11 protein-coding genes, 1 pseudogene and 1 riboswitch are annotated in these 12,947 nt (G+C 75.3%); of the genes and pseudogenes, 6 read left to right on the forward strand and 6 right to left on the reverse strand.

Annotation, left to right across the window (positions count from 1 at the left end):
* Positions 1–98 precede the first annotated feature (98 nt).
* The 3 genes and pseudogenes from AR3_RS27330 to AR3_RS27340 all read left to right on the forward strand — a co-directional run.
* Positions 99–848: pseudogene (locus AR3_RS27330) on the forward strand (LytR/AlgR family response regulator transcription factor); the annotation flags it as partial.
* A 244-nt stretch (positions 849–1,092) separates the two neighbouring features.
* Complete coding sequence (locus AR3_RS27335) at positions 1,093–1,473, forward strand: hypothetical protein (RefSeq protein WP_067918277.1); 381 nt, start codon at positions 1,093–1,095, stop codon at positions 1,471–1,473.
* Entirely contained in the window at positions 1,470–3,209 is a 1,740-nt protein-coding gene (locus tag AR3_RS27340; RefSeq protein ID WP_067918279.1) for a sodium:solute symporter family transporter, read from the forward strand. The genes AR3_RS27335 and AR3_RS27340 overlap by 4 nt, the downstream gene beginning before the upstream one ends.
* 472 nt (positions 3,210–3,681) lie before the next feature.
* On the opposite strand, the gene AR3_RS27345 is transcribed toward AR3_RS27340, so the two are convergent.
* The 6 genes from AR3_RS27345 to thiO form a co-directional block, all read right to left on the reverse strand.
* Positions 3,682–4,560 (reverse strand): deoxyribonuclease IV, encoded by an 879-nt coding sequence (locus AR3_RS27345; RefSeq protein WP_067918281.1) that lies wholly within the window; start codon positions 4,558–4,560, stop codon positions 3,682–3,684.
* 50 nt (positions 4,561–4,610) lie between these two features.
* On the reverse strand, positions 4,611–6,536 hold the full coding sequence (gene pknB, locus AR3_RS27350; protein WP_067918283.1) for a Stk1 family PASTA domain-containing Ser/Thr kinase: 1,926 nt from the start codon (positions 6,534–6,536) through the stop codon (positions 4,611–4,613).
* 153 nt (positions 6,537–6,689) lie between these two features.
* On the reverse strand, positions 6,690–7,679 hold the full coding sequence (locus AR3_RS27355; RefSeq protein WP_067918285.1) for a DMT family transporter: 990 nt from the start codon (positions 7,677–7,679) through the stop codon (positions 6,690–6,692).
* Between the two features lie 162 nt (positions 7,680–7,841).
* Positions 7,842–8,654, reverse strand: a complete 813-nt coding sequence (locus tag AR3_RS27360) for a thiazole synthase (protein WP_083952127.1) — start codon at positions 8,652–8,654, stop codon at positions 7,842–7,844.
* Positions 8,655–8,656: 2 nt separating this feature from the next.
* A complete protein-coding gene (thiS, locus tag AR3_RS27365; protein ID WP_067918289.1) occupies positions 8,657–8,863 on the reverse strand; it encodes a sulfur carrier protein ThiS in 207 nt (68 codons plus the stop codon).
* Positions 8,860–10,002 carry a glycine oxidase ThiO gene (thiO, locus tag AR3_RS27370; RefSeq protein WP_157406800.1) on the reverse strand — a complete coding sequence of 381 codons (1,143 nt, stop codon included), beginning with the start codon at positions 10,000–10,002 and terminating at the stop codon, positions 8,860–8,862. Before thiO ends, thiS begins: the two co-directional genes overlap by 4 nt.
* Positions 9,971–10,084: riboswitch (TPP riboswitch) on the reverse strand. Its footprint overlaps the gene before it by 32 nt.
* Before the next feature lie 187 nt (positions 10,085–10,271).
* On the opposite strand from thiO, the gene AR3_RS27375 reads away from it, so the two are divergent.
* From AR3_RS27375 to thiE, 3 genes are all read left to right on the forward strand, one after another.
* Positions 10,272–11,477: an NAD(P)/FAD-dependent oxidoreductase gene (locus AR3_RS27375; RefSeq protein WP_067918293.1), complete on the forward strand. Its 1,206-nt coding sequence runs from the start codon at positions 10,272–10,274 to the stop codon at positions 11,475–11,477.
* 152 nt (positions 11,478–11,629) lie between these two features.
* On the forward strand, positions 11,630–12,004 hold the full coding sequence (locus AR3_RS27380) for an Rv2175c family DNA-binding protein (protein WP_067918296.1): 375 nt from the start codon (positions 11,630–11,632) through the stop codon (positions 12,002–12,004).
* Positions 12,005–12,137: 133 nt separating this feature from the next.
* On the forward strand, positions 12,138–12,824 hold the full coding sequence (gene thiE, locus AR3_RS27385; RefSeq protein WP_083952130.1) for a thiamine phosphate synthase: 687 nt from the start codon (positions 12,138–12,140) through the stop codon (positions 12,822–12,824).
* Positions 12,825–12,947 lie beyond the last annotated feature (123 nt).

Raw genomic sequence — 12,947 nt, forward strand, 5'->3', positions numbered from 1 at the left:
GGGGGCGGTGCTCATGTGCGCCGACTTCGCACTAGCGAAAATTCCTTCACTCTTCGAAACCGATTGCGGACGATCGGTAATCGCGGCAGGGTCCTCTTATGCTGCGCGTCCTTGCCGTTGACGATGAGGTTCCCGCCCTAGAGGAACTGGTCTACCTGCTGCGGGAGGATCCGCGGATCGAGCGCGTCACCGGAGCGTGCGACGCCGCCGCGGCGCTGCGCAACCTCAGCCGGATGCTGGTCGCCGGGGACCGCCTCGACGCGGTGTTCCTCGACATCCGGATGCCGGGCCTGGACGGGCTCGACTTCACCCGGCTGCTGTCGGGGTTCGCCGTCCCGCCCGTGGTGGTGTTCGTCACCGCGCACGACAACTGCGCCGTCACCGCCTACGAGCTGGGGGCCCTGGACTACCTGCTGAAGCCGGTGCGGCCCGAGCGGCTGGCCGAGGCAGTGCGTCGGGTCGACCAGGCGGTGCGCGCCGCCGCGCACGGCGGCCGGGCCGTCGACCGCCCTCCCGAAGACGAGATGGTGCCGGTGGAGCTCGGCGGCCGCACCCGCCTCGTGCCGCGGCGGGAGGTGACGTACGTGGAGGCCCAGGGCGACTACGTGCGGCTGCACACCGCGGAGGGCAGCTACCTGGTGCGCATGCCGCTGGCCCAGCTGGCGCGCCGCTGGGAGGCGGCCGGGTTCATCCGCATCCACCGCAGCACGCTGGTCGCCTCGGCGCACATCACCGAGCTGCGCTTCGACGGCGGCCGCGCCGCCGTCCAGGTCGGCGAGGAGCTCCTGCCGGTGAGCCGCCGCCACACCCGGCAGGTGCGCGACCTGCTCGTCCGCCGCTTCCGCAAGGCCGACCAGGACGGTCGGCGCGGCCGCCGGGACGGGCGCGACGGCGAGCCGGGCGGCAGGCGCGGGCAGCCCGGCAGGCGCCGCGGCGAACCCGGCAGGCGCCGCGGGGAGCAGGGCAGGCGCCGCGGGCAGGACGGAGACGAAGGCGGGCACGAAGGCGGGCGCGAAGGCGGGCACGGCGGCGGGCACGAAGGCGGGCACGGCGGACCGGACACCGGGCGGGGGTCCGGCGGCGGGCGCGGCGATGACTGAGCCCCGCCGCGTCGCGGTGTCCAGCCCGCGCGCCCACCGGGCCCGCGGCCAACCGGTCGGGACGGGCTGGAGCATCGCCCGCGATCTCGACGAGCGGACCGAGCCCGGCGCCGTGGACGCGCGCGCGTTGATCCGCGCGCAGCTGCGCTCGGCGCTGCTGACCGCCGGGCTGGTGCTGGGCGCGGTCCTCGGGCTGCCGCTGCTGCTCCTGCTGGTCCCGGCGCTGGCGCGGACCCGGGTGTGCGGGATGCCGCTCGCCTGGCCGCTGCTGGTGCTGTGCGTGCAGCCGGTGTGGATCGTCCTGGCGGTCCGGCAGCTGCGCCGCGCCGAGCGCACCGAGCGGGAGTTCGCGCGCCGCGTGGACCGGGTGTGATCGCGTCGGCGGTGGCGGCCGCGCTGACCGCGCTGGTCGTCGTGCCGGGCATGCTGGCGGCGCCGGCCCGGCTGCGCGGCTGGGCGGCGGCGCGGCGGCGCGCCCCCGCGGGCGGCGCCGCCTCCGACTTCCTGGTCGCCTCGCGGGGGGTGACGCCGCTGTGGAACGCCGCCGCGATCAGCGGCGAGTACATCTCGGCGGCGGCGTTCCTCGGGGCGGCGGGCCTGCTGCTGGCCTACGGCGCCGACATGCTGTGGCTGCCGGTCGGCGCGGTGGCCGGGTACGTGCTGCTGCTGGCGTTCGTGACCGCGCCGCTGCGCCGCTCGGGCGCCTACACCATCTCCGACTTCGCCGAGTGGCGGCTCGGGTCCCTGGCCGTGCGGCGCCTGGTGTCGGTGTGCGTGTGCGTGATCGGCTGGTTCTACCTGCTGCCGCAGTTCCAGGGCGCGGGCGTCACGCTGCACGTGCTGACGGGCGCGCCCCGGTGGGCGGGCTGGGTCCTGGTGGTGGCCGTGGTGGCCGCCCTGGTGCTGTCCGGGGGCATGCGCAGCATCACCGCCGTCCAGGCGGTCCAGTACTGGGTGAAGGTGTGCGCCGTGGCGATCCCGGCCGTGGCCGTGCTGGCGGTCTGGCGGCTGGACGGCCCCGGCGGCGTCGGCGGCGGCGGGCCGCCGACGTTCCCCCGCGCCACCGTCGTGCGGGTGCAGACCGCCGTCGCCGTGCGGCTGCCCGCCGACACGGAGGTGGCGGTGCGCGGCCGCCTGGACGGCCGCGTCCACACCGGGCAGCGGGTGCGGCTGTCCCAGGGGCGGCACGTCGTGGCCGAGGGCGCCGAACTGCGGTTCCCGGCGGGGGCGTGGGTGCCGCACGCCGAACGCCTGCCGATCCTGGACGACCAGACCTGGGCGCTGCCGTTCGCCCGCGGACACGAGCATCCGCTGTTCGTCACCTACTCGACGCTGCTGGGCGTGCTGCTGGGCACGATCGGGCTGCCCCACATCCTGATGCGCTTCTACACCGACACCTGCGGCCGGGCGGCCCGGCGCACCGCCGCGCTGGTCCCGGTGCTGCTGTCGCTGTTCTACCTGTTCCCGGCCGTGTTCGGGGCGCTGGGCCGCTTCTACGCGCCCGAGCTGCTGCTGACCGGCGACACCGACGCGGCCATCCTCATGGTGCCGCAGCGGATGCTGCCCGGCACCGCGGGCGCGCTGCTGACGGGCCTGGTGGCGGCGGGGGCGTTCGCCGCGTTCGTCTCCACGTCCTGCGGGATCGTCGTGGCGATCGCGGGGACCGTGGCGCAGCGGGTGCTCCGCGGCGGCGTGGCCGCCTTCCGGCTGGGAGCGGTGGTCGCGCTGGCGGTGCCGCTGACGCTGGTCCCGGACGTGACCGCGATCGGCGCGGCCCGGCTCGTCACCCTGGCGCTGACGGTGTCGGCGTGCTCGCTGTGCCCGCTGCTGCTGCTCGGCATCTGGTGGCGCGGCCTGACGGCGTTCGGGGCGGGCGCCGGGCTGGCGGTCGGCGGCGGGCTGGCGGTGGCGGCGGCACTGACGCGGCTGTTCGGCGGGCCCTGGGACGGCTGGCCCGGCGCGCTGCTCGCGCAGCCCGCGGTGGCGATCGTGCCGCTGACGTTCGCGGTGATGGTCGGCGGGTCGCTGCTGACCCGCCGCAGGGTGCCCCGCCGGGCCGCGCACGCGCTGGCCCGGTTGCACCTGCCGGAGGAAATCGTCAATCGTTGACGGGGATTCGCCGAAGAATGTGGAGCGTTCCCGGTGCCGGAATGGAACCGTTCGTCGTCCCCCACCGACCGCTCGTCGGCGGACGACGCTACGCACATCGACGGCTACCCGCCGTTGAGCGCGGGGAGTCGCCCATCGCCTCCCGATCGGTATCGGATCCCTCTACTGTTTTCATTGGCACCACGCACCACACCGCTTCGGGGGGAGCGGACGGACGCGGCACAGGCCGGATCGCATCGGCGTCCGGCCGGCGGTGCCGCCGAACCCTCCGCGCGAACAACAGAGGAGATCCGGCGCGGCACGAAAGCCGGATCGGGGAGCCGTCGGATCCCGTACCGGGGGGGTGGGATCCGACGGCGGGAGGCTCGGGCGTCGCTGAATAGTCGGGGGGTTGTTCAGCGACGCCCGGGTCGTGTCCACGGCCCTTCGTCCACGGACTTTCGGGCATGCGCGGCGGGGCGCCCGGCGGCCGTCAGCCGTCCCGCAGACGCTTGAGCGTCTCGATGTCCTTGCGGTGCGGCTCGGGGGCGCGTCCCGGGGTCTCGATGATGAACGGGACGCCCGCCACGGCGGGATGGCGGAACAGCTCCGCGAACGGCGCCTCGCCGATGCGGCCCGCGCCGATGTTCTCGTGGCGGTCCTTGGCCGAGCCGCAGGCGTCCTTGGAGTCGTTGGCGTGGACGAGCCTGAGCCGCCCCTCGCCGACCGTGTCGACCAGCGCGTCGATCGTCGCCGCCGCCCCGCCCGGGGCGGCCAGGTCGTGCCCGGCGGCGAAGGCGTGGCAGGTGTCGAAGCACACCCCGAGCTTGGGGTGGTGCTCCAGAGCCTCGAAGAACGGGCCGAGCTGCTGCACCTGCGCGCACAGCATCCGGCCCTGCCCGGCCATGGGCTCCAGCAGCAGGTCGGGCCCGTCGTCGGGGATCTCCTCCAGCAGCGGCAGCACGTGCTCGCGCACCTGCCGCATGGCGTCCTCGTAGGGCTGGCTGACCGCCGAGCCGGTGTGCACCACCACGCCGCGGGCGCCGACGGCGCGGCCGCGGCGCAGCGCGTGCCGGACCGACGCCGCCGACTTGGCCAGCGTGTCGGCGCTGGGCGAGCCGAAGTTCACCAGGTACGCGGCGTGCACGTACACGGGCAGGTCGGCCCGCTCGCGCAGCCGCGCGTCCTCGTCGGCCCGGCCCTCCGGCAGCGCCCAGCCCCGCGGGTTGGACACGAACACCTGGACGGCCTCGGCGCCGATCTGCGCGGCGTACTTCAGCCCGCCGGTGGCGAGGCCGCCGGCGACCGGGACGTGCGCGCCGACCGGGCAGACGGGGGACGCGCCGGACGAGGTGACGGATGAGGAGGCCATAGGCCGCTCAGCATAGTTGCCGTCCGGGCCGTCCCGGCCGTCCCGCGCGGTCAGCCCCAGATGGTGACCTCGCGGCCGCGCTCGGCGGTGGTGCCGGGCAGCGGGTTCTGCCCCACGACCCGGTCGCCCAGCCTGCTGCCGATCTTGACGCGGAAGCCGGAGCTGCGCAGCGCGCGCTTGGCGTCGTCGAAGGACTGGCCGATCACCGGCGGCACCGGCAGGCGGTCGCCCCGGTTGCGGTCGTCGTCGCAGAAGAATCCGCCGAACAGGCACTTGCGGCGGTTGACGACGAGCCGGACCTCGTCGCCGGCCGACACGCCGGTGCCCGGCGCGGGGCGCTGCTCCAGCACCGTGTTGCCGGGCCGGCCGTCGTCCCGGCGCCGGTCGATCTTGACCTCGAGGCCCATCGAGCGCAGCCGGTCGGCGGCCTCGTCGGCGTTCTGCCCGACCACGTTCGGCATGGACATGCCGCTGCTGACCACGAGCTGCACCGGCTCGTCCGGGGACTGCCGCTGGCCCGCGGCCGGGACCGTGCGCACGACGCTGCCCTTGGGCACCGACTGGGACGGGGTGCTGCTCTCCCGGCCCGGCTGGAAGCCCTTGTCGCGCAGCATGCGCTTGGCCTCCTCAAGGGGGCGGCCGCGCACGTCGGGGACCTCGCGCGGCACCCGTCCCTTGGACGGCGTCAGCGTCACCGTCTCGCCCTTGGCGACCCGCGCTCCCGGCGCCGGGTCCGTGGCGGCGATCTCGCCCTTGTCGACCCGGTCGCTGTACTCCGCGGGGGCCACCCGGACCTGCAGGCCCGCGTCGGCGAGCATCTGGCGGGCGTCGGCCAGCCGCATGCCGATGATGCGGTCGGGCACGTGGTCGTACTGGCCGGACGTCTGGTACCAGATCGACCAGGCCAGGACCACGGCGGCGACCGTGCCGATCGCGATCAGCACGTACCGCCCGGCCGCGCCCATGCCGCGCCGCGGCGCGCCGTCGTGCGGCGGCACCGGCGCGGGCCCGGTCTCGGCGGCCGGCAGCACGGCGGTGCGCCCGCCGCCGGGCGCCGCGTGCGGCATCGGGGACTCGAGCACGGCGGTGCGGCCGTAGGCGGCCTGCTCGACGCGCCGGTCGATGTCGGGCGGCAGGCCGCCGTGCACCTCGGCCGCCAGCGCCAGGAACTGGCCGGCGTCCTGCGGACGCTGCGCGGGCTCCCGGGCGGTCGCCCGGGCGACCAGCGCGTCCAGCTCCCGCGGCAGGCCGGGCACGGCGTTCGACGGCGGCGGCACGGCCTCGTTGACGTGCTTGTAGGCGACCGCGAGGGGCGTGTCGCCCTGGTGGGGCTGCTCGCCGGTGAGCAGCTCGTAGAGCATCACCCCGGCCGCGTACACGTCGGTGCGCACGTCGGCGTCGCCGGACAGCACCTGCTCGGGCGCCAGGTAGCCGACGGTGCCGATGATCATCCCGGTCTTGGTCATCTTGCCGGCCGTCTCGGCCCGGGCCAGCCCGAAGTCGGCCACCTTGACCTGGCCGTCCTCGGTGATGAGCACGTTCTCCGGCTTGACGTCCCGGTGCACCAGGCCGGCCCGGTGCGCGGCGCCCAGCGCGGCCAGCACCGGCTGCATGATCTCCAGGGCGGCGCGCGGGCCGAGGCGCCCCCGCTCGGTCAGCAGGTCGCGCAGCGTCCGGCCCGGCACGTACTCCATGACCAGGAACACGTGCTCGCCGTCGGTGCGCTGGTCGAACACGGCGACCACGTTGGGGTGCGACAGCGCGGCGGCCGCCTTGGCCTCGCCGATGAAGCGGGCGACGAACTCTTCGTCGGCCGCCAGGTTGGCGTGCATCACCTTGATGGCGACCACGCGATCGAGCCGCATGTCGCGCGCCACGTAGACGGTGGCCATGCCGCCGCGCGCGACACGGGACTCAATGCGGTAGCGCCCATCGAGCACCTGCCCGACGAGGGGGTCGGCAACCGTCGTGTCCATCGCTGCGAGTGTAAGCGGCTTTCTCCGTGCGCATCATCAGTCGGCGGTATGAGCATCGGTCCGCCCTTGATCGGATGCGCAGCGTGACGGCGCCGGCGCGGGACGCGCTCGCGGCGCCCGTGGGGCGTGTGTGAACCGTGCGCGATCAGTGACTCATCGTGGGGCCGCGGATCCCGCCGTCCGCTCGTCGGGAAGCGGGGCGGCGGGGGAGCGGCGGGCGAACCTCTCGCGAAGGGCGCCGAGCGAGCCGCGCGAGACCGCCACGCCGGTCAGGCACAGCACGCCGCCCGCGAGAGCGAGGAGTCCGGGCACCTCGCCCAGCAGCGCCCACGACATCAGCACCACCAGGGCGGGCACGACGTAGGTGGTCGCGCCCATCTTGCCCGCGGACGTGCGGGCCAGCGCGTACGCCCAGGTGGTGAACGCCACCGCGGTCGGGAAGACGCCGAGGTAGACCATGTTCAGCGTCGCGGACAGAGGCACGCGGGCCAGTTCGTCGGCCAGCTGCCCGGCGAACGGCGTGCAGGCGACCGTCCCCACCGCGCAGCCGTACGCGGTGACCTGAAGCGGCGAGGCGTGCCGCAGCGCCGGCTTCTGGCCCACGACTCCCCCCGCGTACGTCACGGCCGCCAGCAGGCACAGCAGCACGCCCAGCACCGGCGACCCGGCGGCCGCCGCCCCGCCGTCCGACTGGGACGCGCCGACCACGGCGGCGCCCGCGAAGGACACCGCGATCCCGACGAGCAGGCGCGGCGGCAGGCCCTCCTTGAGCAGCCACCCGCCGAGCAGCGCGATGAGGACCGGGCCGACGTTGACCACCAGGGCGGCGGTGCCCGCGTCCACCTCCTGCTCGCCCCAGTTCAGGGCGACGTTGTAGACGCCGAACCACAGCAGGCCGGACACCGCGATGCCGGGCCAGGCCCCGCGCGGCGGCAGGCCCTCCCGGCGCACCAGGCACAGCAGCAGGAGCGTGACCGAGCCCGCCAGCAGGCGTCCCAGCGCCAACGCTCCGGGGGAGAACTCGCGACCCGCGCTGCGGATCGCCACGAACGCCGACGCCCACAGCACGAGCGTGATCGCCGCGGCGGCCACGGCGCGCCGGTCCACCGGCGGCCGGGCCGCCGCCACTGACTGTCCGTTCATGCGCTGCACCTTGGGAAGGGGGACGTTGCCGCGGACTCCGGACGATTCCGCCGGGCGGAACCGGAGGGGGAGCCGGAGAGACCGTGGACAGTCTGGCGTCCACCGATCTTTCAGGTCCAGCGAATATTTCTGCACAACACGGTTAAGTGACTCTTCAGAATGTCAGCTTCCCGTGCTGAGGCCCTCCCAGGGGGACGACGCCTGCGCGTACCGGCGCTTGGGAATGCGTCCCGCGAGCCGCGCCAGCCGCCCGGCCTCCACGGCGTGCCGCATCGCGGCCGCCATCGCCACCGGATGCCGGGCGCGGGTCACGGCGGTCGCCAGCAGCACCGCGTCGCAGCCCAGCTCCATGGCCAGCGCGGCGTCGCTGGCGGTGCCGAGCCCCGCGTCCAGCACCACCGGCACGTTCGCCTGCTCGACGATCAGCTCGATGTTGTGCGGGTTGCGGATGCCCAGGCCCGAGCCGATCGGCGCGCCCAGCGGCATCACCGCGGCGCAGCCCACCTGCTCCAGGCGGCGGGCCAGCACCGGGTCGTCGTTGGTGTACGGCAGCACCACGAACCCGTCGGCCACGAGCTGCTCGGCCGCGTCCAGCAGCTCGACCGGGTCGGGCAGGAGGGTGCGCTCGTCGGCGATCACCTCCAGCTTGACCCAGTTGGTCTCCAGCGCCTCGCGGGCCAGCTTGGCGGTCAGCACCGCCTCGCCCGCGGTGAAGCACCCCGCGGTGTTGGGCAGCACCCGGATGCCGCACTCGCGCAGCACGTCGAGCACCGAGCCGCGCGCCGCCGGGTCCACGCGGCGCATGGCGACGGTGGTCAGCTCGGTCCCGGACGCGGTCAGCGCCTCGCGCAGCACCTGCATGCTCGGCGCGCCGCCGGTCCCCATGATCAGCCGGGAGCCGAACTCCTCGCCCGCGATGACGAGCCGGTCGCCGCCTCCCGGGGCCCCGTCCGCGCGGGCCGCCTGCTCTCGCACCGTCAACCTCCCTGCACGGCGGTCAGCACTTCCAGCCGATCCGCGTCCCGTAGCGTCGTGGCCTCCCAGTCGGAGCGCCGGACCACCTCGTCGTTGAGCGCCGCCGCCACGCCGGAGACGGCCGGGGCGATGGACGACACCAGTTCGGCCACGCTGGTGCCCTCGGGCACCTCGCGCGCCTCGCCGTTGACGATGACCTTGACCTTCATGCCGTCACCTCGAAGCGATCGGGGGTGAAGGGACGGGCCTGCTCGGGCACGGTCCCGTCCAGCAACATCTCGGTGAGGACGTCCGCGCTGACGGGCGCCAGCAGGATGCCGTTGCGGAAGTGCCCGGTGCCCAGCACCAGGTTCGGCAGCGCGGACGGGCCGAGCACCGGCGCGTTGTCCGGCGAGCCGGGCCGCAGCCCCGCCGTCACCTCGGCGAACTCCAGCTCGGTGATGCCGGGCACCAGCTCGCGCGCGTCCCGCAGCAGCTCCCACAGGCCTCCGGCGGTGACGCGGGTGTCGAAGCCCATCTCCTCCTGGGTGGCGCCCACCACGAGCTCGCCGTCGGCGCGCGGCACGAGGTAGACCGACGAGCCCTTCACCAGACCGCGCGTGCAGCGCCGCAAGAACGGCGTCCGGGTGCGCAGGCGCAGCACCTGCCCCTTGACCGGACGGACCGCCGGAACGGTCCCCGGCGGCAGCCCGCCGATGTCGGACGACCACGGCCCGGCCGCCAGCAGCACCCGGTCGGCGGGCAGCCGCGTGCCGTCGTCCAGCCGCACCCCGGCCGCGGCGTCGCGCTCGACCAGCACCGCGTCGGCGCGCCGCCGGACCAGCCGCACGCCCAGCTTCTCGGCGGCGGCGAGCAGCGCGGGCGCCAGCCTGCGGGGGTCGATCGAACCGTCCTCGGGGACGAGCAGCCCGCCGCGCACGCCCGGCGCCAGCATCGGCTCCTGCCCGCGGACCTCGCGTCCGGTCAGCGTCTCGGGGGCGAGGCCCAGCGACTCCTGGAAACGGCGCAGGTCGTCCAGGTAGGCCAGGTCGTCGGCGTCGAAGGCGACCTGCAGGACGCCGTCGGTGCGCAGACCGGTCTCCCGGCCGGTGAGCTCCTCCAGCTCGGCGACGAACGACGGATACCGCGCCCGGGAGGCGAGCCCGAGCCGCAGCAGCGCCTCCTCGCCGTAGGTCAGCTCGCTGACGGGGGTGAGCATCCCGGCGGCGACGGTGGACGCCCCGCTCGCCGGATCGGGGTCGACCAGGGTGACCGACGCGCCGCGCGCGGCCGTCCGCCACGCCGTGGCCAGCCCGATGACGCCCGCCCCGATGATCACGATCTCCAATTGCGCTCCCTTCGCCGGCATGATCCGGATCAGGTCCTGGCGGTCGGCGGCCCGTTCAGCCGCCCTCTCAGCCCGGTCGCACCGGACTCCCGCGGTTTCTCGCATGTCCAACATTACGTCCCGTTCGTCCGTTCCGGTGTGGGGGAGCCCGTGCGGGGCGGCCGCCGCCGCGGCGTCGGGCGGTCTCGTCGGGCGGTCTCGTCGGGCGGTCTCGTCGGGCGGTTGCGTCGGGCGGCCCTCTTCGGCGGAGCGGGCGGGCGGACGCGCCGGGCGGACTAAGGTGAGCCTTCATGGACAGGGTGATCGTCGTTGGCGGCGGGCTGGCGGGCGTGCGGACGGTGGAGGCCCTGCGCGCCAAGGGGCACCAGGGCGAGGTGATCCTCGTCTCGGCCGAGCGCCACCGGCCCTACGACCGGCCGCCGCTGTCCAAGGCGGTGCTGGCGGGCGACGCCGACGACACCACGGTCGACGTCGACTGGGACGAGCTGCGCTGCGAGATGCTGCTCGGGGAACGCGCCACCGCGCTGCGCCCCGGCGACCCGAGCGGCGGCACCGTCGTCACCACCGCCGGCGAGCTGGAGTTCGACGGTCTGGTCATCGCCACCGGAGCCCGCCCGATCACGCTGCCCGGCCCGGGCGGCCGGCGCGTGCTGCGCACCGTCGACGACTCCCGCGCCCTGCGCGCCCGGCTGGCGCCCGGCGTCCGCCTCGTCATCGTGGGCGCGGGGTGGATCGGCGCCGAGGTCGCCACCACCGCCGCCCGCAAGGGTTGCGAGGTCACGGTCGTGGAGGCCGCCGACGCCCCGCTGTCGGGCGCCCTCGGCCCAGAGGTAGGGGCGCTGACGGCCCGCTGGTACGACGAGGCCGGCGTGCGGCTGCGCACGGGCGCCAAGGTCGCCGCCGTCGAGCCCGGCGCGCTCCTGCTGGCCGACGGCGAACGCATCGCCGCCGACGAGATCCTGGTGGGCGTGGGCGTGCGTCCGGAGCTGGACTGGCTGGCGGGCTCCGGCGTGGAGATCGACGGCGGCGTGGTCACCGACGCCGCGTTCCGCGTCACGGTCGCGGGCGCCCTCCGGTCCGACATCGTGGCGGTGGGCGACTGCGCCGCCTGGTGGTCGAAGCGGTACGGGCGGCGCCTGCTCGTCGAGCACTGGGACACCGCCCTCAACGCCCCCACCGTGGCGGCCGCCGCGCTGCTCGGGGAGGAGGGCGCCGAGTACGACCCCGTGCCCTACTTCTGGTCGGAGCAGTTCGGCCGGATGGTGCAGTACGCCGGATACCACCCGGTCGCCGAGCGCGTGCTGCACCGGGGCGACCCGGACGGCTCCACGTGGGCGGTGTGCTGGCTGACCGGCGACCGCCTGGACGCCGTCCTCACCGTCGACCGTCCCCGCGACCTGGTCCAGGCCCGCCGCGTCATGTCCGCGGGCACCCCCGTGGACCCGGATCTGCTCGCCGACCCCGAGCGTCCCGTCCGCGAGGCGACGCGGCGCTGACCGTCCGCCCGGCCCTCCGGGCGCGCCGGGGGAATCTGGTGCTTCATACGGGTATGACGGCGCCGTGACCTCGGCGGCGGCGCCCGGCGGCGTTCCAGGGAACGGGGGGTTTGAGAGAAGCGGGGGCGTGGTACGCAGGGGGCGTGACGCAGATGCACGCAACCATTGAGAGCGTTCTCGATCCCCACACCGACGCCCTGGTGGGGGAGTGGCTCACCCTCAAGGAGGTCGCGGCGCGGCTGGATGTCAAGCACAGCAGGATCAAGCAGCTGCTCGCCGAGCGCAAGCTGCTGGCGGTCCGCCGCGAGGGCCAGCTGATGGTGCCCGCCGCGTTCATCAGGAACGGCCAGGTGATCAAGGGGCTGTCCGGAACGCTGACCGTGCTGTCCGACTCGGGCTTCGACGACGTCGAGACGCTGCGGTGGCTGTTCACCGCCGACGACACCCTCCCGGGCACGCCGGTCCAGGCGCTCAGCGAGAACCGCGGCACCGAGGTCCGCCGCAGGGCCCAGGCGCTGGCCTTCTGAGCGCACCGCCCCGGCCGCATGACCCCGGCCACCCGGGGATAAGCAGACATAGGCGCACGTGACACGATTGCGGGGTCGCGCGCAGCGGGCGCGCGGCCCCGCGATCCGCATCCGGAAAGGAACCGTTCCCACCGTGTCCAGGCACCTGCCCTCCGACCGCGCCGTCGCCCTGCGCGCCCGGCTCAGCCGCGCCCGCCTGTACCTCTGCACGGACGCCCGGGAGCGGCAGGGCGACCTGCCGGAGTTCCTCGACGCCGTGCTGGCCAACGGCGTCGACATCGTGCAGCTGCGCCAGAAGGGCCTGGAGGCGCGGCAGGAGCTGGAGTACCTGCGGGTGTTCCGGGCGGCCTGCGAGCGGCACGGGGCGCTGCTGGCCGTCAACGACCGCGCCGACATCGCCTACGCCGCGCGCGCCGACGTCCTGCACCTCGGCCAGGACGACCTGCCGGTCCCGGCGGCGCGCGCCATCGTCGGCCAGGACGTGCTCATCGGCCGGTCCACGCACTCCGACGAGCAGGCGTCGGCGGCCGCCGCCGAACCCGGCGTCGACTACTTCTGCGCCGGCCCGGTGTGGCCCACCCCCACCAAGCCGGGACGGCCCGCCCCCGGGCCCAAGCTGCTGGAGTACGTGGCCGCGCAGCGCCAGGCGCGCCCGTGGTTCGCCATCGGCGGCATCAACGCCGACAACCTCGACCAGGTGCTGGCCGCCGGGGCGACCCGCGTGGTCGTCGTCCGCGCCATCACCGAGGCGCCCGATCCGGGGGCCGCGGCGGCCGAGCTGGCCCGCCGTCTGGCCGCGCACCCGGCGCCCGCGTCCTGACCGGTCCGCCGGCCGCCGGGCGGCGTCACCGAGACATCACGGGGACCACCGGGCATCACCCGGGCGTCGGCGGGGACGTCGGCGGGACGCCGGCGGGGCGTCGCCGCGTTCCGTCGACGCCCG

Origin of the sequence: Actinomadura rubrobrunea NBRC 15275 (genome assembly GCF_001552235.1) — a bacterium.
In the GTDB taxonomy this organism is placed as follows: domain Bacteria; phylum Actinomycetota; class Actinomycetes; order Streptosporangiales; family Streptosporangiaceae; genus Spirillospora; species Spirillospora viridilutea.

Coding starts and splice junctions, on each gene's coding strand:
- AR3_RS27355 (WP_067918285.1), bottom strand. CDS start 7,679: ATGAACGGACAGTCAGTGGCGGCGGCCCGGCCGCCGGTGGACCGGCGC.
- pknB (WP_067918283.1), bottom strand. CDS start 6,536: ATGGACACGACGGTTGCCGACCCCCTCGTCGGGCAGGTGCTCGATGGG.
- thiO (WP_157406800.1), bottom strand. CDS start 10,002: ATGCCGGCGAAGGGAGCGCAATTGGAGATCGTGATCATCGGGGCGGGC.
- AR3_RS27375 (WP_067918293.1), top strand. CDS start 10,272: ATGGACAGGGTGATCGTCGTTGGCGGCGGGCTGGCGGGCGTGCGGACG.
- AR3_RS27335 (WP_067918277.1), top strand. CDS start 1,093: ATGACTGAGCCCCGCCGCGTCGCGGTGTCCAGCCCGCGCGCCCACCGG.
- thiS (WP_067918289.1), bottom strand. CDS start 8,863: ATGAAGGTCAAGGTCATCGTCAACGGCGAGGCGCGCGAGGTGCCCGAG.
- AR3_RS27345 (WP_067918281.1), bottom strand. CDS start 4,560: ATGGCCTCCTCATCCGTCACCTCGTCCGGCGCGTCCCCCGTCTGCCCG.
- AR3_RS27380 (WP_067918296.1), top strand. CDS start 11,630: ATGCACGCAACCATTGAGAGCGTTCTCGATCCCCACACCGACGCCCTG.